30 protein-coding genes are annotated in these 21,132 nt (G+C 39.5%); 24 read left to right on the plus strand and 6 right to left on the minus strand.

Translation table 11 applies throughout. From position 1 onward, the window contains the following. The first annotated feature begins 44 nt into the window (after positions 1-44). From H6G69_RS27150 to H6G69_RS27195, 10 genes are all read left to right on the plus strand, one after another. Positions 45-236 (plus strand): hypothetical protein, encoded by a 192-nt coding sequence (locus tag H6G69_RS27150; protein WP_190692230.1) that lies wholly within the window; start codon positions 45-47, stop codon positions 234-236. Between the two features lie 261 nt (positions 237-497). After that, on the plus strand, positions 498-986 hold the full coding sequence (locus H6G69_RS27155) for a DUF2231 domain-containing protein (RefSeq protein ID WP_190692231.1): 489 nt from the start codon (positions 498-500) through the stop codon (positions 984-986). A gap of 2 nt (positions 987-988) precedes the next feature. After that, positions 989-1,594, plus strand: coding sequence for a DUF2231 domain-containing protein (locus H6G69_RS27160; protein ID WP_190692232.1), 606 nt, complete (start codon positions 989-991; stop codon positions 1,592-1,594). A gap of 23 nt (positions 1,595-1,617) precedes the next feature. Next, on the plus strand, positions 1,618-2,535 hold the full coding sequence (locus H6G69_RS27165) for a cytochrome c oxidase subunit II (RefSeq protein ID WP_190692233.1): 918 nt from the start codon (positions 1,618-1,620) through the stop codon (positions 2,533-2,535). After that, the gene (locus H6G69_RS27170) at positions 2,532-4,205 is read left to right on the plus strand and encodes a cytochrome c oxidase subunit I (protein WP_190692234.1); all 1,674 of its coding nucleotides are present in this window, start codon (positions 2,532-2,534) and stop codon (positions 4,203-4,205) included. The genes H6G69_RS27165 and H6G69_RS27170 overlap by 4 nt, the downstream gene beginning before the upstream one ends. Positions 4,206-4,242: 37 nt before the next feature. After that, on the plus strand, positions 4,243-4,911 hold the full coding sequence (locus tag H6G69_RS27175; protein WP_190692235.1) for a heme-copper oxidase subunit III: 669 nt from the start codon (positions 4,243-4,245) through the stop codon (positions 4,909-4,911). 26 nt (positions 4,912-4,937) lie between these two features. Continuing rightward, positions 4,938-5,177, plus strand: coding sequence for a hypothetical protein (locus tag H6G69_RS27180; protein ID WP_190692236.1), 240 nt, complete (start codon positions 4,938-4,940; stop codon positions 5,175-5,177). Between the two features lie 34 nt (positions 5,178-5,211). Beyond that, on the plus strand, positions 5,212-6,579 hold the full coding sequence (locus H6G69_RS27185) for an NAD(P)/FAD-dependent oxidoreductase (RefSeq protein ID WP_190692237.1): 1,368 nt from the start codon (positions 5,212-5,214) through the stop codon (positions 6,577-6,579). Positions 6,580-6,846: 267 nt separating this feature from the next. Beyond that, complete coding sequence (locus H6G69_RS27190; protein WP_190692238.1) at positions 6,847-7,251, plus strand: peptidoglycan-binding protein; 405 nt, start codon at positions 6,847-6,849, stop codon at positions 7,249-7,251. A gap of 629 nt (positions 7,252-7,880) precedes the next feature. After that, positions 7,881-8,111: a hypothetical protein gene (locus tag H6G69_RS27195; protein WP_190692239.1), complete on the plus strand. Its 231-nt coding sequence runs from the start codon at positions 7,881-7,883 to the stop codon at positions 8,109-8,111. 429 nt (positions 8,112-8,540) lie between these two features. Here H6G69_RS27195 and H6G69_RS27200 read toward each other — a convergent pair whose 3' ends face one another. Continuing rightward, a complete protein-coding gene (locus H6G69_RS27200; protein WP_190692240.1) occupies positions 8,541-9,023 on the minus strand; it encodes an MEKHLA domain-containing protein in 483 nt (160 codons plus the stop codon). A gap of 142 nt (positions 9,024-9,165) precedes the next feature. On the opposite strand from H6G69_RS27200, the gene H6G69_RS27205 reads away from it, so the two are divergent. From H6G69_RS27205 to H6G69_RS27225, 5 genes are all read left to right on the plus strand, one after another. Continuing rightward, positions 9,166-9,789: a hypothetical protein gene (locus H6G69_RS27205; protein ID WP_190692241.1), complete on the plus strand. Its 624-nt coding sequence runs from the start codon at positions 9,166-9,168 to the stop codon at positions 9,787-9,789. A 39-nt stretch (positions 9,790-9,828) separates the two neighbouring features. Continuing rightward, positions 9,829-10,536, plus strand: a complete 708-nt coding sequence (locus H6G69_RS27210; RefSeq protein ID WP_190692242.1) for a diacylglycerol/polyprenol kinase family protein — start codon at positions 9,829-9,831, stop codon at positions 10,534-10,536. Between the two features lie 96 nt (positions 10,537-10,632). Next, a complete protein-coding gene (locus H6G69_RS27215) occupies positions 10,633-11,349 on the plus strand; it encodes an SDR family oxidoreductase (RefSeq protein WP_190692243.1) in 717 nt (238 codons plus the stop codon). 505 nt (positions 11,350-11,854) lie between these two features. Next, on the plus strand, positions 11,855-12,454 hold the full coding sequence (locus H6G69_RS27220) for a tRNA isopentenyl-2-thiomethyl-A-37 hydroxylase MiaE (protein WP_190692244.1): 600 nt from the start codon (positions 11,855-11,857) through the stop codon (positions 12,452-12,454). 71 nt (positions 12,455-12,525) lie between these two features. Next, complete coding sequence (locus tag H6G69_RS27225) at positions 12,526-12,933, plus strand: VOC family protein (RefSeq protein WP_190692263.1); 408 nt, start codon at positions 12,526-12,528, stop codon at positions 12,931-12,933. A 35-nt stretch (positions 12,934-12,968) separates the two neighbouring features. On the opposite strand, the gene H6G69_RS27230 is transcribed toward H6G69_RS27225, so the two are convergent. Genes H6G69_RS27230 through H6G69_RS27240 form a run of 3 tightly spaced genes read right to left on the minus strand, consistent with a single transcriptional unit; the run spans position 12,969 to position 14,076 of the window. Next, positions 12,969-13,304, minus strand: coding sequence for a XisI protein (locus tag H6G69_RS27230; protein ID WP_190692245.1), 336 nt, complete (start codon positions 13,302-13,304; stop codon positions 12,969-12,971). Further along, on the minus strand, positions 13,292-13,708 hold the full coding sequence (locus tag H6G69_RS27235) for a XisH family protein (RefSeq protein WP_190692246.1): 417 nt from the start codon (positions 13,706-13,708) through the stop codon (positions 13,292-13,294). Before H6G69_RS27235 ends, H6G69_RS27230 begins: the two co-directional genes overlap by 13 nt. A 53-nt stretch (positions 13,709-13,761) precedes the next feature. Beyond that, on the minus strand, positions 13,762-14,076 hold the full coding sequence (locus H6G69_RS27240) for a HigA family addiction module antitoxin (protein ID WP_190692247.1): 315 nt from the start codon (positions 14,074-14,076) through the stop codon (positions 13,762-13,764). 47 nt (positions 14,077-14,123) lie between these two features. Here H6G69_RS27240 and H6G69_RS34540 point away from each other — a divergent pair, with 47 nt between their 5' ends. The 4 genes from H6G69_RS34540 (at position 14,124) to H6G69_RS27260 (ending at position 15,976) form a co-directional block, all read left to right on the plus strand. Continuing rightward, positions 14,124-14,249 (plus strand): hypothetical protein, encoded by a 126-nt coding sequence (locus tag H6G69_RS34540; protein WP_277883476.1) that lies wholly within the window; start codon positions 14,124-14,126, stop codon positions 14,247-14,249. Between the two features lie 13 nt (positions 14,250-14,262). After that, the gene (locus tag H6G69_RS27250; protein WP_190692248.1) at positions 14,263-14,745 is read left to right on the plus strand and encodes a GNAT family N-acetyltransferase; all 483 of its coding nucleotides are present in this window, start codon (positions 14,263-14,265) and stop codon (positions 14,743-14,745) included. 33 nt (positions 14,746-14,778) lie between these two features. After that, positions 14,779-15,450, plus strand: a complete 672-nt coding sequence (locus H6G69_RS27255) for a ComF family protein (protein WP_190692249.1) — start codon at positions 14,779-14,781, stop codon at positions 15,448-15,450. Between the two features lie 70 nt (positions 15,451-15,520). Then, positions 15,521-15,976: a PPC domain-containing protein gene (locus H6G69_RS27260; protein WP_190692250.1), complete on the plus strand. Its 456-nt coding sequence runs from the start codon at positions 15,521-15,523 to the stop codon at positions 15,974-15,976. A gap of 66 nt (positions 15,977-16,042) precedes the next feature. On the opposite strand, the gene cobS is transcribed toward H6G69_RS27260, so the two are convergent. Continuing rightward, positions 16,043-16,816: an adenosylcobinamide-GDP ribazoletransferase gene (gene cobS, locus H6G69_RS27265; protein ID WP_397327007.1), complete on the minus strand. Its 774-nt coding sequence runs from the start codon at positions 16,814-16,816 to the stop codon at positions 16,043-16,045. A gap of 382 nt (positions 16,817-17,198) precedes the next feature. Between cobS and H6G69_RS27270 the strand changes: the two genes are divergently transcribed. From H6G69_RS27270 to psbM, 5 genes are all read left to right on the plus strand, one after another. Then, a complete protein-coding gene (locus tag H6G69_RS27270; RefSeq protein ID WP_190692251.1) occupies positions 17,199-17,651 on the plus strand; it encodes a hypothetical protein in 453 nt (150 codons plus the stop codon). A gap of 126 nt (positions 17,652-17,777) precedes the next feature. Next, positions 17,778-18,920, plus strand: coding sequence for a tRNA guanosine(34) transglycosylase Tgt (tgt, locus tag H6G69_RS27275; protein ID WP_190692252.1), 1,143 nt, complete (start codon positions 17,778-17,780; stop codon positions 18,918-18,920). Between the two features lie 65 nt (positions 18,921-18,985). Then, the gene (locus tag H6G69_RS27280; RefSeq protein ID WP_006195022.1) at positions 18,986-19,123 is read left to right on the plus strand and encodes a photosystem II reaction center protein K; all 138 of its coding nucleotides are present in this window, start codon (positions 18,986-18,988) and stop codon (positions 19,121-19,123) included. Between the two features lie 182 nt (positions 19,124-19,305). Beyond that, positions 19,306-19,602 (plus strand): 2Fe-2S iron-sulfur cluster-binding protein, encoded by a 297-nt coding sequence (locus tag H6G69_RS27285; protein WP_190692253.1) that lies wholly within the window; start codon positions 19,306-19,308, stop codon positions 19,600-19,602. A 109-nt stretch (positions 19,603-19,711) separates the two neighbouring features. Further along, on the plus strand, positions 19,712-19,828 hold the full coding sequence (gene psbM / locus H6G69_RS27290; protein ID WP_190692254.1) for a photosystem II reaction center protein PsbM: 117 nt from the start codon (positions 19,712-19,714) through the stop codon (positions 19,826-19,828). A gap of 147 nt (positions 19,829-19,975) precedes the next feature. Here the strand turns inward: psbM and H6G69_RS27295 are convergent, their stop codons facing one another. Continuing rightward, positions 19,976-20,827: a universal stress protein gene (locus H6G69_RS27295; RefSeq protein WP_190692255.1), complete on the minus strand. Its 852-nt coding sequence runs from the start codon at positions 20,825-20,827 to the stop codon at positions 19,976-19,978. Between the last annotated feature and the right edge of the window lie 305 nt (positions 20,828-21,132).

Consider the following 21,132-nt stretch of genomic DNA (forward strand, 5'->3'; position numbering starts at 1 on the left):
AAACAGCATGATTTTAACATGCTGTTTTTTTTACAGAATCAAGGATGGCTGTTATTTCATATCATATCCGGCAAATCAGTTATGATTCAACACATCTATCTGTGCAGAAACGACAAAACCATCTCCCATACGCCCTTAATGATAAGTCTTTAATAGGACATGATATCAGAGCGATCGCCACGCTGAAAATATTGATACAAAGGGTTAGTGTAGCGATCGCTCTTGCCTCTAACTAAAGAATGAGAAATATTTCATTTTAATTTCATTATTCTTTGAAATCATGAGAGCATCTACTTAATAATAGTTAATAAAAATAACGGCGTAAATCAAAAACTAGATAGTAAAGCCAAATTTATAAATTTATAAGAAATCATCCCTAAGATAGTGTCTAAAAATCATGTATTTAGAAACTATTTAATAACTAGAATGACTAGATTTAAAAACTAGTAAAAATCTACCATTTTATTTATTTTGCTAAACAAGTAAGTAATTAAACCATGCTTGCTCTGCCTCTCAACAGCCAAAATCTCCCGTATCCCGACCCTCTACATCCAATCATCGTTCATTTTGTCATTGCGATGGTATTATTTTCTTTTGTCTTTGATGTAGTCGGTTATTTTACTCACAATTCTCGTTTATTTGAAGTCAGCTTTTGGAATCTTTTAGTGGCTTCAGCAGCTATTTTTCTCGCAGTGATTTTTGGTCAGTTTGAAGCAGGACTGGCACAAATTTATACAGCAGTTCAATCAACATTGAACTTTCATACAATTATCGGTTGGTCATTAGCTGTGCTAGTTGTGGCTATTGCTGCTTGGCGATTTGTCATTCGTAACCGCAACCCCCGAAAAGTACCACCTGCTTACCTTGGCGTAGCCACATTTTTAGTTTGTCTGGTTTTGTTGCAAGTATATCTAGGCAGCAAATTATTTTGGGTATACGGACTGCACGTCGAGCCTTTAGTTCAAGCAATGAAGCAAGGAGTTTGATTGTGAACTCCCAATTAATTGACTCTTTAAAATTGCAATTAGGCGCAAATGGACTACCTTATGAAATTCCTATACATCCGCAGTTAGTACATCTCACACTAGGCTTATTTATCATCGCTATTTTGTTTGATATAGCAGGAGTATTTTTTCCTCTAGAAAAACCAATCTTCAAATTTTTGGGTCTAACGGCTATCCGTGCTGGCTTTTTTGATGTTGGTTGGTACAACTTATTAGGCACAGCTATTGTGACTTTTTTCACAGTTGCATTTGGTTTTTTTGAATTACTACTAGCAAATCCCTCAGTTAATGAAAAAAGTGATTGGGGTTTGAGTGCTGCTTGGACAATGCTGTTGCATGGTTTAGGCGGTATTTTTTTGTTAGCAGTTATTGTGGCTATGACTGTATGGCGAGGATTACAACGTTATCGCTGGCGTAAGAATAATGCTCAACAAGTGCAGTGGAGTTACTTATTAGCAGGTATAGCAATGTTAGGTATTTTGTATGTCCACGGAACTTTAGGAGCGCATCTAGGAGAACAGTTTGGGATTCATGTGACTGCGGCTCAGTTAATTAAAAACGGCACTAACCCAAATTTATTATTCAAATAACTCAACGCAAATTTATCGAGTTTATGTTTAGATTTTTAGAGTATTTATTAATAGCTGTTTATATTGCAGTATTGCTCGTTGTGAGTCACTGGGTGGGGCAGTTAGCCTATGCTTGGATGCCATTAGAAGCTACAACAGAAGCACAAAAAGTAGATAGTTTATTTAGCTTTTTAGTCTCCGTGGGAACTTTCATATTCCTGGGGTTGGTGGGCATGATGCTGTATTCGGTAATTTTTTTTCGCGCCGCCAAAGAAGATTACAGCGAAGGGCATCCTGCTAGAGGTGATGTCAGACTAGAAATTTTGTGGACAGCAACCCCAACCTTATTAGTCCTATGGATTGCTTTGCAAAGCTTTAATATTTATCAGCAATTAAATATTTTAGGTTTGCAACAAATAGTCCATTTACATACGCCTTTAGAAGCAGCTGCCTATGCCACAGAGATTAGCGATTTACCTAAAACAGCAGATGAAACTATCGAGGTTTTCGTTAAACAATGGGATTGGACTTTCCATTATCCGAATAATATCAATAGTAATGAATTACATCTGCCTGTAAATCGGCGTACTCGGTTAAATATGCACGCTAAAGATGTACTGCATAGTTTTTACGTGCCGGAATTCCGGTTGCAGCAGTATATAGTGCCTGGACGCAATATCGATTTAGTTTTAACACCCATGCGCACAGGCAAATATCATTTAAAAGATTCTTTATTTAGTGGCACTTACTTTTCTTTAATGGATGCCAATGTATATGTCGAATCTCCAGAGGCATACAATCAATGGCTGACTCACACCGCTACGGAAAAATCAACCACAAGTCAAGCATTTGTTGAACATAATCAACCACCAAAGACATTTTTTCAGACTAGCTGGTACACCGTCACACCAGCACCAACTTCAGTTATTACAGATGCAAAAAAAGTGAGTAAAGACACATGAGTACAGAAAATATTACTAATGTCAGTGACTCTGAAACTGCTCACAATAAATCTCCCAATAACTGGCGGCAATATTTCAGCTTTAACACCGACCATAAAGTTATCGGTGTTCAATACATGGTGACAACCTTTGTTTTCTTTTTGATTGGTGGGTTGTTAGCCATGCTAATTCGTGGCGAACTGATTACTCCTGAATCTAATTTAGTTGACCGTCCGCTTTATAATGCTTTGTTTACTATCCACGGAACAATCATGATTTTCTTGTGGATTATCCCTTTTAATGCGGGTCTGGCTAACTACTTAGTACCACTGATGATTGGCGCGCGGGATATGGCGTTTCCCCTGCTCAATGCGATTTCGTTTTGGATGATTCCCCCTGCGGGAATTTTGCTAATATCTAGCTTTTTGCTGCCTAATGGGCCTGCACAGTCTGGTTGGTGGTCTTATCCACCAGTCAGTCTGCAAATTCCGCCTGGTCAGATGATTAACGGTGAGTTGTTTTGGATAGTCAGTTTGTTACTCATCGGTATTTCTTCGATTATGGGTGCGGTCAACTTTGTCACTACTATCTTTTGGATGCGCGCCCCTGGGATGACATTTTTCCGAATGCCTGTTTTTGTGTGGTCAGTTTTTAGCGCCCAGTTATTACAGTTAATTAATTTACCTTCTTTAACAGGTGCATTGGTCTTGTTGTTATTTGATTTGAATTTTGGGACAAATTTCTTCAAACCATTAGAACATGGCGACCCAATAATTTATCAACACTTGTTTTGGTTTTACTCTCACCCAGCAGTTTATATTATGGCGTTACCAGCCTTTGGGATTTTTGCCGAGGTTTTGCCTGCTTTTTCTCGTAACCCCTTATTTGGCTATCGCTCCCTAGCTATTGCTACTTTGGGTATTGCTTTAGTTAGCATCTTTGTCTGGGTACATCATATGTTCACCAGTGCTACGCCTGGTTGGATGCGGATGACTTTTATGGCGACATCAATGTTGGTGGCTGTACCCACTGGGGTGAAGGCGTTTGGTTGGACTGCTACGATTTGGAAAAGTAAGCTGCATCTGGAAACACCAATGCTATTTGCAATGGGAGGTGCGGCAATGTTTATTTTTGCTGGAATTACTGGAGTGATGCTGGCCGCAACTCCGTTTGATATTCACGTCCACAATACTTACTTTGTAGTGGGACATTTTCACTACGTTGTTTTCAATACAATTACGATGGCTATTTATGCAGCCATTTACTTTTGGTTTCCCAAAATAACAGGCAGGATGTACGCCGAAGGCTGGGGAAAATTGCATTTCTGGTTAACTTTTTTGGGTGCTAATCTGACATTTTTACCGATGCATCCACTCGGTTTACAAGGGATGGTGCGTCGCATTTCTTCCTATGACCCTCAGTTTCAAGGATGGAATGTGATTGCTAGTCTTGGGGGGTTTTTGTTGGGAGTATCTACATTGCCTTTTATCGCCAATGTTGTTGGTTCTTGGCTATACGGAACCAGAGCAGTTAATAATCCTTGGCACGCTACGGGATTAGAATGGACGACTACCTCGCCACCACCACAAGATAATTTTACAGAAATTCCAGTTGTGAAAAGACCCCCATACGATTACGGCGATCCTAAATACTCGGTGATTGAACATTCTGATAGAGAAGACCCTGTATAAGTAGGTTGTGCCTGAGAAAAAATGACTCACGAAAATTATGAACCGTAGTACTATCCATATAGATGAAAGTCCAATTCGGTTTGAGAAGTGGCGAAGAAATTTACCAAATTGGTTGCAGCGTTTTTTGCCAAGTGGTGGTGGTAATACTGAAGACCATCATGGTAAAGGAATGTTTGGTTTCACCGTATTTCTGTTGTCAGAAAGCTTAATTTTTTTGAGTTTTATTTTGACATATATTGCTTTGCGATTAACTAACTCCAAAGATTGGCTACCTGCTGGTATAACTGGCCCAGAATTATCTACATTTGTGATAATTAATACGGTGGTTTTGCTTTCCAGTAGCTTTGTAATTCAACCAGCCGAAGATGCACTTAAACGTGGAAATCTCAATAAATTTCGTTGGCTTTGGTTAATGGCGATCGCAATGGGAAGTTACTTTTTAATTGCTCAAGTCATCGAATGGCATAATCTCAATTTTGGCTTAAGTACGGGATTAGTTGGTTCAACATTCTACTTATTAACGGGGTTTCATGGTCTTCATGTTCTAGCTGGGGTGACGCTTCAGCTAATTATGCTGGGGCGCTCTTTTATTCCCGATAATTACAATCACGGACATTTTGGGGCAAGTGCAACTACTTTGTTTTGGCATTTTGTTGATGTTGTTTGGATATTTTTGTTCTCATTACTTTACTTATGGCGAGCTTAAAAGTTTTAATGTTTAAGGGTAAATTTATGAAATTATTAGCTCAAGAATTACCATCACCAAGAGCAATTCAAGAAACTCCAGCATCAGGGGGAAACCAAGACCCATTGATTGCACGTAACTTACAAAAAGGGCAATATGTCGGGATTATTGGCTTGGCGATCACTTTAGTTGCGGCTGTTGGATTTTTTAGCCGAAGATTTGAATATGCACTGATGTTTGCTATTGCTTTGAGTGCAGTTTTAATTGCTTTCTTTTTCTTTATATAGACATTTATCATCAATTAACATTTTTAGAGTTTTTATGAACACTCCAGTTTATCAAACGGTAATTGTCGGTGGTGGTTTTACCGGATTATTTACAGCCTTACATTTAGCTCACGAACATTATCCGCGATCGGTAATTTTAATCGATCAAAATGAGCGATTTTGCTTTAAGCCGTTGCTGTATGAATATTTTGATGGTGAGATGGATTCTGTACAAGTTGTACCGCGTTTTTCCGAGTTACTGCGAGGTAGTGGAGTCATCTTTGTCCAAGATACAGTACAGTCTATAGACTTACATCAAAAAGAAGTTAAATTAGTTTCTGGTAGCTCTTACAACTACAGCAATTTAGTCTTAGCTTTAGGCAGTGTTTCTGGTTTTCATCGGGTTACAGGTGCTAAAGAAAATGCCTTTGGTTTTTGGACACAAGCAGATGCAATTGCCCTAGATAAACATTTACGTGATTGTTTGCAAAAAGCCATCCAAACAGAAGATATAGAACAACGTCGCCAACTATTAACAGTGGTGATAGTTGGCGGTGGTGCGTCGGGTGTAGAAATGGCAGCCACTTTAGCAGATTTTCTGCCACATTGGTACGATGCTTTAGGCGGAAATGCGGCGGAAATTCGGATTATAATTCTCAATCATGGTCAAAAAATTCTCGATGGCGATATTAACGATCCGTTACGTCCAATCGCTGAGAAAGAATTACAAAAACGTGCTATTAGAGTTGAGATTATCACCGCAGCAGAAGCTACGGCTGTTCATCCAAACGCCGTTGAATATCAAAGCAATAATGAAACTAAAATACTGCCAACCTATACGACAATCTGGAATGCCGGCACTTCGATTCATCCTTTAATTCAAGAGTTGCCAATTCCTCCAGAACATCGAGATCATCATCATCGACCTTTAGTTACTCCTACTTTACAATTGCTCGACTTTCCAGAAGTATTTGCTGGTGGTGATTGTGCCGCAATTGAAGATATTTCTCTACCCCCAACTGCCCAAGTAGCTTATCAACAAGGAGCAAATATCGCACACAATTTGAAAGCACAGGCTCTCGGAGAAGACCTCAAACCCGCTCAAGTTAATATCCGAGGCACTCTGTTAAAATTAGGATTAAATGATGCTGCTGCTAACTTATTTAATATTTTTGAAGTTGTCGGTGAACCTGCACATTTAATCCGTCAAGCCACTTATTTAACACTATTACCAACCCCAATTCATGACTTTCAAGCCACTACAGAATGGTTAGATGAAGAAATATTTCATCACCACCTTGACAGTGATAGGATTGGGAAAAAAGTGGTGCAGGCTGTGGAATTAGTCGGTGCTGGCGTTGTCGGTGTTTTAGTGGCGAGGAAATTATTACAAATGTTGGGTAACGAAGCAAAAAAAGACTAGTATAAAGTATAAAAAGGCTATTGGCTATAGGTTGGGATAAACCATATATTAAAGATGGTGTAGGCGACACAATCTTTAATACATAGTTCATACTTTTGTCATATTTTTGTAATCAATTTGTCAATCAGACGTGTGATGCTATAGCTCTGGATTGATACATAAAGACATTCCAGCGTCTTCAGAAGAGTTTAAGAAAGCCCAAATTAAATTTCCAATAACTCTTCAAAATAAGATGGCAAAATTCCTCATTTTGAGAAGGAGTCCAATATGAATTGGAAAGTAATTGCTTTGCTTCCTGCTATAGCTATAGCTACTGCTTTACCCGCATACTCTGTAACTAAAGGTCAAACACCTAATCAAGCTACAACAGCTACCCACGCAGCACCAACTATCCAAGCAAATAGCACTAAAAAAGTTAATACTGTGAAAAAGACTACTGTCAAAAAGCAGTCTACTAATGTTGCTAAACGTAGTACTGTACTGACGGTAGGTAGTAAGGGAGAAGCAGTTAAAACTGCACAAAATTTGTTAAAGCAAAAAGGATTTTACACCGGAGAGGTTAATGGTGTATTTGATAAAAATACTCGCGCAGCAGTAATTAAATTCCAAAAGTCGAAAAAATTAAGAGCAGACGGAATAATTGGTAGTAGAACTTTAGCCGCTCTTCAATAACAAGGTTGACTCAGTTTCTTTCTGAACCTTAAATTTAACCCACTCAATACCGAAATTTTCAGTATGTCATGTTTGTGGGTAAATTTATCACTATGTCACAAACAATTAAGCAGAAGAATTAGAGTTACATCTTAAGTTTTGAGTAATAATTCAGCACATTTTAAGTGCTGTACTTATCCTTTTTTCTGATTTTTGAATTTCTCTGGTATCGCATCTAAGTACATCTGTGCTCGTTTTCAACAGGTTTGAGAACGAGTAATTTTCTTTTGGGGCTGTTAAATCAGCGTCACGACACTTAGTCTAGGGAAAATGCGATCGCCTGACAATCCTTACAATATCATGTCCACTAAAAGACTTATCCTCAAGACCGCAGGGGGCAAGGAGAGGAAGAGTTTTATCTTTCTCCACAGATGTGTTGAATCATAACTGATTGGCCGGACATGACATAACATATAAATGTCCAAAGGCTGACCTCGTTTCTATGACAAAATCTAATCGAACATATAAAAATACATATATTTAATAAGCTTTTGTAATATTGTAGTTTTTCCTATGGCTTTTTAATTTAATATTTTCTTTAGATTCTCAAAGCCCCGGATACATCCTTATCATCAGATAGAGCTAGAGTAATGAACATCAACCTCATCAATTCCAAAATATTACGCCAATTTTGGTCTATAGTCGAGCAAACTCAAAGCAGCACCCTTCTCGGACTGAATGATTCAGATTTAGTCAAACTGTTGTTAGGTCAGATTGAGAACAACAAAACTCTAAATCATGAAGAAACCAGCACTTTGACTGAATATATTTACTCCAAAACTTTGCTAATACGGGATTTAGCGCAAGCGCGCTCTGCATGAGCGAGCATTGAATTATCTCATGTTCGCAGATTCTCATATCCGCCCATTTCAAAATTACCTAAAATTAACTTGCTGATTATGGCAATAGAATATATTTGAGCTAATTTGCCAATCTCAGCTTTTAGTTATTTGAGCATTAAAAATGTATAGCCATTCTCAATCATTAACTAGGAATGCAAACCTTGGTTTTTTAGTAAAACTAAGGTTTGCAAATTTTGATGGTTATGCTAATAATCGATGTAGTTTCGATATTCCATAAGTAAAATTGCTCGATAAAAGTCATCAATGAGAGCCAAACAAATCTTTGACTTGTGCTGCTTCACAGACAATTAACTTAGCATCATAAGTCAGGTAGAGCTTGAAAAAATATATCAAGCAGCAAGATTCTCCGCATAGCTAACTAGATCCTGCCCAAGATTCATCCCCAAGTTATGTAATAAATGTAGATTTAGCGTACATTGCAGCTTGACCACAATATTGATGCTGCTCATCTACAAGATTCCAAAGAATGCCATCTTCGATATAGAAACGTTTACCTGTGCTGGTGATGCGGATACCGGAGTAATAGCAAAAGCCTTTAGTAGCTGCCTCAGATAATAAGCGATCGCGCTCTGTTTGTTCTACCTCTTCCGCCGATTTTCGTGAAGGCGTTTGGGTAAATTCTTCCCAAGTCATTTCCCATTGTGTTAAAGCCTGATGATTGCCATAGTTAAAGATGGGGTCTGCTCCTGTGCCGTGAGAAACTAAGACAAATGGTGCTGCAAATAATTTCTCTGCTACTGCTTCTGGGGTAAAATTCACATCTAAATCTAACAAAGAACTTCCTGTCCAATGCTGAAAACTGTTGAGTAAGCGTTGACTGTGGCGAATGATGCGTGCTTGTTGCCAAGGAAAGGCGATCGCGTTGGACATAAAAAAGCGAAAATATAATCCTCAGAATTTAGTATGTCAAAATTTGGCACTTTTAGCCGCAAATTTCCTCAGCTATAGAGATTGACGATGATTCACTCAAGCTGAAATGATGCCAATTAATCCACATTATTTTAGCTAGTTCATGTTTTTTCGCAATTCTTTAGAAAATCAACTGCAATACTGGAACAATATCATCCGCAGTCAACAAAATAATCCCCAGGCTTATGTTCGGCGGGGGATGGTGCAATTTCAGCTAGCCAAAATTGATGAATCTATTCAAGATTTTGATCTGGCGGAAAAATTAGATAATCGCCTTACTCCCTACCTTTGGCAGCGCGGTTTATCTTATTATTATGCCGAAGAATTTACCGCAGGAGTTCAACAATTTGAAATAGATTTAACGGTTAATGGTCATGATGTTGAAGAAACAGTGTGGCGATATCTTTGTATGGCTCGTTTAGCAGGTGTAGAAGCTGCATATAATTCCTTATTAACTGTAAATAATGATCCTCGGCGTGTCATGCGGTATGTATATGATTTATTTGCTAGAAATTGCACACCAGATGATTTATTAAATATTGGTAAGTCAGAAGGAGTTAAAGGTAACTTTTATAGCCATCTTTATTTAGGATTGTATTACGAAGCCGAGAATCAGGCAGATTTAGCGCAAGAATATATAGTCAAAGCGGCTAATAATTACAAAATTGATGATTATATGTGGTATTTAGCAACGGTGCATACAAAACTGCGAAAATGGTTGAAATAATTGATCAAATATCCAGTTTCGGCGCATCCATTTAAATTAATGACTAACAGTGATTTACTCGGATTATTAGCATCTTACACTTACGCCATCAGCTTACTGGTTTTGGGAGAAGGATTGCGTAGGCTGTTGGGAATTAAGCCTGATTTAACCCGCAAGTTTATCCATATTAGTGCGGGGATGTGGGTGTTTGGCGTACTGTCGCTATTTCAACATTGGCAAATTGGGATTATTCCTTTTGCCAGTTTTATTGGCGTTAATTATCTGCTGTACCGTTATCGCGTTGTCGGTGCAATGGATACGGAAGATAGTTCTCCGGGTACTGTTTATTTTGCAATTTCAGTGACGCTACTTTTTGCTTTACTGTGGCGGCCGGATGGTGCAGTTGATAATGTCCCCATTGCGGTAGCTGGAGTGATGGCGATGACTTGGGGTGATGCTTTGGCTGCATTAATTGGGAAGCGTTTTGGCAAACATCAATATCAAGTCGGTTCATCTGTGCGTTCTTGGGAAGGTTCGGTGGCGATGTTCTTAGCTAGTGGAACAGCAATGTTTTTAGTGTTGCTGTTGTTACCGGGTTCATTTCTTAGTCCGTTAGCTGTTTCTCTGAGTGGGACAAAGGCTTTATCAATAGCGTTAGTTAGTGCTAGTTTTGCCACTTTAGTAGAAGCAATATCGCCCCACGGAACGGATAATTTGAGTGTACCGTTAGTTGCATCTGGGGTAATTTGGGTATTGATGCAGGTTTAATTTATTGTCTGTGCCAAACGATGGGTGTTATCTCCGTTTTCCCCAAGTATCTTAAAGAATCTGCAACTATAAAAATATGATTTGGAGAAAATCAGTATGAGTACAAGTCAAAGAGTTGCTGTTGTGACTGGGGGAAATCGTGGGTTAGGATTTGAAGCCTCTCGTCAATTGGCTAAACAAGGATATAAGGTAATTCTCACGAGTAGGGATGAAGATAAAGGTCAAGCCGCCGCTAACAAGTTACAAGCTGAAGGATTAGATGTAATTTCTTATCCTCTGGATGTGACAAGTGAAGCAAGCAGTCAAAATTTAGCTCAGTTTATTCATCAGCAATTTGGCAAGCTTGATGTATTAGTCAATAATGCAGCTATATATATTGATGCTCAAACAGGCAGCAATAACATTTTAAATGCCAAAATTGACACTTTGTCTAAAACAATTGAGACAAATGTTTTTGGTGTTGTGCGTGTAACTCAAGCATTAATTCCATTAATGCAGGCACAAAATTACGGGCGAATTGTCAATGTTTCTTCGGGAATGGGACAATTAACAGATATGACAGGTGGTTCACCAGGCTATCGCATTTCTAAAACAGCTTTAAATGCCGTGACCAGAATTTTTGCCAGTGAATTATCAGGTACAAATATATTAGTTAATTCGATGTGTCCTGGTTGGGTAAAAACTGATATGGGTGGTTCCAATGCGCCACGTACTCCAGAGCAAGGCGTGGATACAATGGTATGGTTGGCGACACTTCCCGATGATGGCACGACTGGAGGATTTTTCCGCGATCGCCAACCCATAGATTGGTAAAATTTGGGCAATCATCATCAAAAATTGATTTAGTAAATTGCTGTTTAATATGTAAAAATATTTTGTTTTTAATAATAATTAATATTGCCAACTCAGATGATTTATAAAATTTCCCTGACATGGCGATCGTGGGTGAGATGATCTCAAGAATCGAGGGCAAACTGTGTGGGCTGATACAATAATTTCTTGATAGCTATTATATGCTTTTCAAAGCCCTTTACTTTTACCCTTATGGCGGAAATATCCGCTAAAAAAAGCACCAAAGCATAGATAATTACACCTGCTCGAATAGGGTTGATCAACATCAACCAAATGTTACAATTACTCATGCAGGAAAATTACTACGCTTTGGTGATTTACTTATTCTAAAAAGCAATTTCACACTTCACCCTTGATACTTCCTGTCCATTGATTGGGCGATCGCGCATACAAAATTCCCCCATTCGCCATTACAATCGATTTGCTGGGATACTCAGCAAAATTGTAATTGCTAAATTGTCTGCCTGTGGTTACTTCCGTGTTACCGACTATCAACGCCCTAAAGCAACCCACCTCTGATGCTTGGGTAGAACAAGCACTAGCAAATTTAGATATTGTTTTACTTGACCATTCTCACTGCGAACGCAAAGCAGCAGGCGTGGCGTTAAATTTTATGTTTCGCTATCCTTCTAATACCAAAATGGTAAGAGAATTAACTGCGATCGCCCGTGAAGAATTAGAACACTTTGAACTCGTCAACCAGTGGCTAGAACGCCGCAATATTCCCCTAGCACCATTACCGCCGCCTCCTTATGGTGCAGGCTTAAAAGCGGCTGTCCGTCCCAACGAACCCCACCGCTTTTTAGATTCCTTGCTAGTTACAGGCTTAATTGAAGCGCGTAGCCACGAACGCCTCGGACTTTTAGCAAAGCACTGTCCTGAACCTGAGTTAGCTAAATTTTATCAAGGCTTGATGGCTTCTGAAGCACGGCACTTTGGTACATATTGGGTTTTAGCAGATACTTATTTTGACCGAGAAATTGTCACGCAGCGACTTGATGAATTAGCAATTGTTGAAAGTGAACTGCTAACAAACCTGCATCCAGAACCTAGAATTCACAGTTAGGATGATTCTTGCACCGTGCGTAAGCCGTGTAAGCCATAAAACAATATAATTACGTAATACTTGTAATAGTTATTATGCTTCAGTTAACACATATCAGGCTGCTAGTAACCAACTATAAAGACTGTTTTCTCTTCTACCGTGATGTGTTGGGCTTTGGGATTGATTGGGGTGATGAAACTACTGGGTATGCTGAATTACACACAGGTGGTAATCTCAAGCTAGCTTTATTTAGAAAAGACTTTATGGCTGAAGCAATTCCTAGTGCTTATTTACCTTCGGCTTTGGAATGCCAAAATAAAATGGCCTTGATTTTTGCAGTCGATAACGTTGATCAAGTGTTTGAAAGACTCAAAGAAAGTAACGCCACAGTTGTTACCCAACCTTTAGATAGACCTGTATGGGGACTGCGTACCGCCCATTTTCGTGACCCTGATGGTAACTTAATTGAAATTTTCAGCAATCTGGGAACGGTAAATTAGAGTTTTTCTAACACTTACTATTCAAAATTGGGTAATTAGCCGACAGCAAACTCAGTAAATTGCCGTTTAAAGGGAGAATGAAAAGCCAGGACAATATCTTGTTTTGGTACACCTCGACTAATCAATTCATAAGCAATACCGCCTTCAGTACCATCGTGCTGAATCCAGATTTTTTCGTTTTTAATATCGAGATGTAAAACACAACCATATACGCGCCGCTTATTTGACCAGCCGACATGAACTAGTTGATAGCGATCGCGTTCTCGATCAAAAATAACTTCAGCTTCTACTTCTTCATTACTAGCTTTAATTTCGCTATAACTTTGTAAAAGTTCTTGAATTATTTGCCGATATTGTTCTAATTTTGCCATTTAATAATCGCCTCCTCGTCTGGAGAAAAAATAATCAATCGCACTTGGTAGCGTTGAATTAGCAAGCGTGGTAGTTCTAAAGTAAAAAAGGCACGATAAGTATCAAAAGGAACCGCTAAATATAAAAGTCTTTCTGGTTGTTCTTCTTCCAGTGCTAATTGATATTTGAGAAATTGACCCAAAGCTGTACTAAACTCAGTTGTAGCAGATGGACTGACAAAACTTTTGACTTCCACAGCAATTTTTTCTTCACCTCGTTCCGCCGCGAGAATGTTTTCTGCACCAAGGTCGATGTACATATCTAATCCACCAAAACGCAGGAAAAGAGGATCATGAGTAATATGCCATCCTTCTTTCTCTAATGCGTGTCTGACTGCATCATGAAAAATATCCTTTGCTGCCATAGATTTATATACTATGCCTTCATGTACCTTTTAATTGATGCTAATTGTGTGACTCAAGATGCTAAAACGCGAGGAATAATAGTTTTTTGAATTTCTTTACCTACAGTTTGTTCAGCTAACCTCAACTCATAATTTTTCTGAAGATTTAGCCAAAATTCTCCACCAGTCCCAAAATATTGACCTAATCGCAAAGCTGTATCAGCAGTTATGCCTCTTTTTCCATTGATAATTTCGGTAATTCTGTTTTTAGGAACATGGAGAACACGGGCTAAATCACTCGCAAGTGCGACGAGTGTTAATTCAAGCGATCGGTTATGATCACATGTGTGAGGAATTACAAGCCAAAGTACTGGACTCTTGGCAAGCATACACATTAATCTGCATCGTTGATGTCGAACCAATTCATTTATTGAAGATGACTTGCCCTAGCACGGGCAGAATACATACACTCAGAGTACCACCTAAGATTATCTCTGCTAGAGTTGCGATTCGGTGGATAAATTGGGATATAGATCCAGAAGACTTTTCTGTACAAACCTAACCCACACATCGGAATGAGAGAAAATTATCAAGATTTCTTGATTCGTAACTGGGAAAAAGGCGATCGCACCAGAGCGGCCGCAGTCATTAGTTATGTACTATCAGAATACGGTTTGGGTTGGGAACCCAACGGTGCTGATAGGGATGTGCTGCAAGTAGAGGAATGTTACTTAGCAACAGGCGGCGAGTTTTGGGTAATTGAACACCAAAGCCAAATAGTCGGAACTGGCGCATACTATCCCATACATCGCGGCAAAAATGCCGTTGAAATCCGCAAAATGTACCTTTTACCCAGCGTCAGAGGTTTAGGTTTAGGAAAATATTTGTTACAACAGCTAGAAATAGCAATCGCAAATCGCGGTTTTCAGCAAATTTGGATTGAAACAGCCAGCATTTTAGTAGAAGCCGTCAAGCTATACGAAAGCAACGGCTATCAACCAGCTACAGGTGTGGAAACAGCTAGGTGCGATCGCGTTTATGTGAAAAACTTAATTTAGTAGTCTTAACAAAGGACGAATGACAAAGGACAAATGCTCAAATCCTTTCTCAACCTATTTTTACAATCTCATTGTCCTTTGTGTCAGCGCAGTACATCTGCTGCTTTGTGTGAATATTGTGCTAGACAATTAAAAAATTGTGGTCAAAAAAATCCTTGTGCGTCTTGGCATGGTGAAATACCTGTATTTGGTTGGGGTATTTATGGCGGGCCAATCAAACGGGCAATTGCAGTCATGAAATATGAAAATCAGCCAGAACTTGGTCGAGTTTTAGGACAATGGCTAGGGGAAGCATGGTTACTCAATTCGCCACATTGTCATACTCCACTTGTTGTTGTCCCGATTCCTCTGCATCCGCAAAAACAACAGCAACGGGGATACAATCAAGCCGCAATCATCGCCCAAAGTTTCTGCCAAATAACTAAGTTAGAATTAAGCCTAAATGGTTTGTCCAGGGTACGCGAAACTAAGGCACAATTTGGCTTATCGATGTCTGAGCGAGAAAAAAACTTAGCCCAAGCTTTTACAGTTGGGTCAAAATTTCCCACTCATCGTCCCCAAGTTCCAGTGTTATTAATAGATGACATTTATACCACTGGTGCTACTGCTAAATCTGCTGTGCAAACATTTCGCCAGTCGGGAATTACAGTCTTGGGTTTAGCCGCAGTAGCGATTGCGATCAAAGACCAACAGACTAATTCCTAGCCGAGCCATCCTGGCCAAATCTATAATAAAGCGAATACTACCCTGTTTGGTGGGAAAAGTACCTGAAATTATGAGTAAAGCTTTTGCAGCGAGTTTTAAACAAATTATCATTCTTCCTGCTACTTTTTTGGCAATTGCTACCAGTACAACAGTCGCATTGGCTCAAAATAAGTTGTACAGTCCAATTCCTTTAACTAATCTAACTGAACTTTCTGATACGCTATCAGACAAAGATATACCCACAGGACAGGGCGGATTTGCCCGTGACTATCAAGTTAAGTTAACTAAAGGGGATAATTTAGCTGTTGATTTATCTTCAGACAACTTTGACAGTATCATTACCCTGTTAGGCCCTGATGGCTCCACACTGGCAGAAAATGATGATGGCCCCGATGGTACTAGCAATTCTTTGCTATTTACCCGCATCAACGAAACAGGAGTATATGTAATTCGTGTTCGTTCTTTTGGGGAAACTGGGGTAGGTAATTTTAAACTAAAGGTGACAAAATTACAACCGATTAAATGAAGTGCTGAGTGCTGAGTGCTGAGTGCTGAGTGCTGAGTAAGTATTCTTTTTATTCTCCCTTTTCATCTAAAAACTAGTTAACACACACAGAAATAAAGCCTCTGTCCATTCGACGACTGCGCCGTAGGTATCGCCTGTGTGTCCACCTAGTTTGTGATTAAACCATGCACCTGTGAGAAATGCGATCGCACTTCCGCTCAGTATCATTGCCAGTGCGAGCAATTTGTCTTGGCTATTTAACAGCCCAGGTAAAGCACTCAAGCTGATTAACAATAGCCAAGAAGGGATGACATCTTTGAAGGAACGAATGGCTTGTTTGTGAAACGCACCTTTACCTGTAGGCTTGAGGTAAGGATATCGCAGTATTGCTAGTTGCTGTCCCCACCGTCCCCAGCCACAAGCAGCCATGAAGATTAAGCAACGGTTGGCTTCGGTGTCTGTTAAGGCGACTGTTTTTAACAATACTATGGCGATCGCGGCCATTGCGCCAAATGCGCCCGTAGCACTATCGGCCATTACCTCTAATCTTTTATCAGGATTTCCTACTGCTAAACCATCAGCCGTATCCATCGCCCCATCTAAGTGTAATCCGCCTGTAATTCCTATCCAGGCACACACAATTAAAGCACTACGAGTTAAAATTGATACGTTTAAATAATCTAACCCCAAGTCAAATAAACCTAAAATTCCGCCAATAATTAACCCAACTAATGGGGCTGAACGTGCTAATTTAGAGAAATCCAGACCATTGATATGAGGCAGAGGAATAACCGTATAGAATATAATACTAGCTAAGAGATTATACAGAGATAATTGCAAACTCTGTAAAAATTTCATCATAATTAAGCAGCTATTTAAGAGATAACGCTGATAATTCTCGCTCTGAGTGGCAGTCAAAAATTTTAAAGCTTTAGATAAGATAGTTTTTAATTTAGAGACTCTTCGCCAAAACTTTGTTATGCTTGTCTCGGTTAGATAAATTTTTTAACTGGCAATCTTAACACAAAATAGTTGATTTAGCAAGGTAAAATTAGAATAGCAATGCTTTGTAATTATCAGCTACGAAACTAAATCAAGAGTATTGCAGCGATCGCCTGAGAAAATTGATATTTTTTGAGCGATCGCGCCACAAAATTGATATTTTTTAAATGTAGGGAACTACAAAGCTATTCAACTAAGTTTTTAGCTGCGTTCTCATCTTTGCTCACTCGCTAATTTTCCTATGAGTCATCATCTACCCGACACCAGGATACCAGCGCCGTGCATTGTTGACACGGGCGTAATTGTAAACAAGCTCGACATGAGACGATTGTTGACAGATTTAGGTCGAGTCCACTACATCTACACCCACGAAGACAAGGTAGTGAGCGAGGGTGACGGGGATGTGATGGAAGTATTCGCCAACCCCCAAAGGTCTACATTAGTGGCGAATAGTGCGCTGTACTTAAACGTCTACAGTTTTGACTATTTAGAACTCAAACAGTTATCTGCACAAGAAACCTGTTTTGACTTAATGCAAGAGGGAATGTGCTTACGGCTGATTCCTTTAACGACTCCTATACAAGAGCGTCGAGAGAAGACTTATAATGTCAGTGCCATTGAAGCGATGATGGAGCAAGTTCTCTCCGCCAAATGGGATGCAGAAATTGATGATGACTGCTCAGATTCTTTTTAGAATGGTCAATGGTCATTTGGAAAATTCAGCCCTAGCGAATGGAATTCGCGGCTACATAATCATAGAAATTTGCGATAACCAACAACAAATGACCATCATATTTAGTTAAATAGTATTATTTTTACCTTGAGCGATAATTTTTCTTTTCAAACCCTGGCTCAGTGTAGCCAAACAAAAGCTAGAGTCGGGGTGTTTTACACTCCCCACGGTGTGGTTGAAACCCCAAGATTTATGCCAGTGGGGACGCTGGCAAATGTCAAAACTGTTACGCCTGCTCAGTTGCAAGATACTGGCGCACAGATGGTGTTATCTAATACTTATCATCTCCACTTGCAACCAGGCGAAGCAATTGTAGCTGGTGGTGGAGGGCTGCATAAGTTCATGGGCTGGAACGGGCCGATGCTGACTGATTCTGGTGGGTTTCAGGTGTTCAGCTTGAGTGAGATGCGGAAAATCACGGAAGAAGGTGTGACGTTTCGCTCACCGCATGATGGACAAATTATCAAACTCACCCCAGAGCGTTCTATTGAAATTCAAAATACTTTAGGCGCGGATGTCATCATGGCGTTTGATGAGTGTCCCCCTTACCCGGCAACTCGCCAAGAAGTAGAAACTGCCACACAAAGAACTTATCGCTGGTTGGAGCGCTGTATAACTGCCCATCAACGTCAAGATCAGGCGTTATTTGGCATTGTGCAAGGCGGTGTTTATTTAGATTTGCGTTCTCAAGCGGCGGTGGAGTTGTCGAAGTTAGATTTGCCTGGATACGCCATTGGGGGTGTGAGTGTGGGTGAACCAACTCACCTGATGGCTCAAATTGTGCAAAATACAGCACCACTGTTACCCGCACATAAGCCGCGTTATTTGATGGGGGTGGGTACTTACAAAGAAATGGCGATCGCCATAGCAAATGGTGTAGATTTATTTGATTGCGTGATTCCGACGCGTTGGGCGAGACACGGCACAGCCGTTGTCCAAGGCGAGCGCTGGAATTTAAAAAATGCTAAGTTCCGTGAAGATTTTGCACCAATGGATGAAACTTGCCCTTGTTATGCTTGTCAAAATTTCAGTCGAGCTTACATTTCTCATTTAGTGCGATCGCAAGAAATTTTAGCTTACACCTTATTAAGTATTCACAACATTACTGAATTAATTCGCTTTACTCAAAAAATTCGTGAAGCAATATTAAGCGATCGCTTTGTGGAAGAATTTGGTCATTGGTTAACCCCGGAAAACGAAGCCGAAGAACAAATGACAAATGACCATTGACCAAATCATGTTAAGATACATCTCAATTATGAAAGCTGTGTTGGATAGAGTGGATTAAAACAAACATGGAAGCAGCATTATTATTAGCTAAATTGCCAGAAGCTTACCAGATTTTTGACCCGCTGGTAGACGTTCTCCCTGTAATTCCTGTTTTCTTCTTGTTACTTGCTTTTGTGTGGCAAGCAGCTGTTGGATTTAGGTAAGTTAACTAGTTTTCAATTGTTAGGACAGGTAAATTACCTGTCCTATTTTTTTTGGCAATAATTTATTACTAAAAGTTGATGTTTCTTAATTATTTGTAACAACTTACAAGAAGTTAAGTAAGATAGTTTATACAGCAGGATTAAAACTGAGCCTTTCCAGCCAACGAGGATCTTAACTAGCTATGGGTAACATCAAATTTGTCAAAGAAGATCAGGAAGTAATAGCAGCAAATGGGGCTAACTTGCGCCTAAAAGCTGTAGAAAACGGCATAGATTTGTACAAATTATTTGGCAAAATGACCAATTGCGGTGGTTATGGTCAATGTGGTACTTGTGTTGTCGAGATAGTAGAAGGCTTAGAGAATCTTTCGCCCCGGACAGACTTTGAAAACCGCAAATTAAAGAAAAAACCAGATAATTACCGCCTAGCTTGCCAAACTTTAGTACATGGCCCTGTTAGTGTAGTTACTAAACCTTAACCTGCTAGCAGTATTGCCCACATAACAAGTAAAAAAATAAGGCGAATACGGGCATCGATAATGCTATTCTAAAGTTGTTGACTGGAAATTATGGAGAGGCTTTTTTGCCATGCAAACTAATGACTTAGGGTTCGTGGCGAGCATTCTGTTCGTACTAGTTCCCACTGTGTTTTTATTAATTCTGTACATTCAAACCGCTAGCCGCGAAGGTAAAAAAGATAGTTAATAGTTTGTGCATAATATAAAGAACCCCTACACCATTGGTGCAGGGGTTTTTATTTATCAACCGCCAAAATTGAGTGGAAAGTGCTGAGTTCCGAGTGCTGAGTTAAAAATACTTTTTCTCATCTCTAGTCTCTAGCGTCCATAAAAGTTATGCACTAGTACGTGCTAATAGTACTGGACAAGTAGCGTTGACTCGCACATAATCAGACAAAGAAGCACCGATGAGTCTATCTAGATCGACAAAACTTTTAGCTACAGATGGACGACGATCTGGAGAACCAAGTAATAACAAGTCTACTTTTAACTCATCTGCCAAGCGACAAATTTCTTCACCTGGTTTACCACTGCTGGTATAGCAGCGAGTTTGTACATTATATTTTTGAGCTTGAGTGTAGGCTGGTGCAAAAACTGGATCTTTGTCTGGGACAATTTCGCTGACTTCTGATGTTTTTCCGCGTAAATCTGTATTAACGTGAGTCAAAACTAATTGACTACCTGAAATATCTTTTAGTAAGAATAAAGCTAAATCTAAACAGTGTTTGGCTGCTTCCGAGTTGTCTAGGGCTACCATGATACGCTTAATTCTCTTGACATAAATGTCATCTTTGACCAGCAACATGGGGCGAGAAGACAATTGGAAAACATATTGACTCACAGAGTTTGACAAAATTGACTGCAAACGCTTGAGTCCGCGAGAACCCATGATGATTAAATCAGCGTCGATTTCGTCGGCGACTTGGCAAACTACATCTTTCGGATCACCTTGCCGTAAAATCGATGAAACTTGAGTAGCATCTAAATTCAAAGACTGAATGGCATTGGCCAGAATTTTACCACCTTCTTCCCATTTATTTGTCATTGCAGTCGCTGTACTTTGGGGAGTGACAACGTGCAGAACTGTAACTTTGGCACGTTGAATTGATGGTATTTCTTTTAAGGTTTTGAGCATTTCTTCTGCATGACCTAAGCCCGAAACCGCTAGCAAAATTTTTTCTATCATTGTCGCTTACTTGTTGTAAATGTCTATTTAGTGTTTGCTCTTAGTAATTGGCTCAGTTGAATTGTCAACATCTGGCTCAATAACCTAGTGCAGTTACGCAGAAGTCTAAGTCAAAAAACTTGGAGATTTTTTGCCTGACTGTTAATTATTTCTGCCTTACTGTACTAGCTCAGTAAATTGGTACAAATCAACTTTTAGTCACTAGTATGTGTGTTGTAAATATTATGAGATAAACTAGTGTAATTTCGCTTAATTTGTACCCGTGGCTAGACCTTGAACTAGGCTTCAATAATTAAGCTTACTCT

This window comes from Nostoc sp. FACHB-110, from assembly GCF_014697425.1.
GTDB lineage: Bacteria > Cyanobacteriota > Cyanobacteriia > Cyanobacteriales > Nostocaceae > Nostoc_B.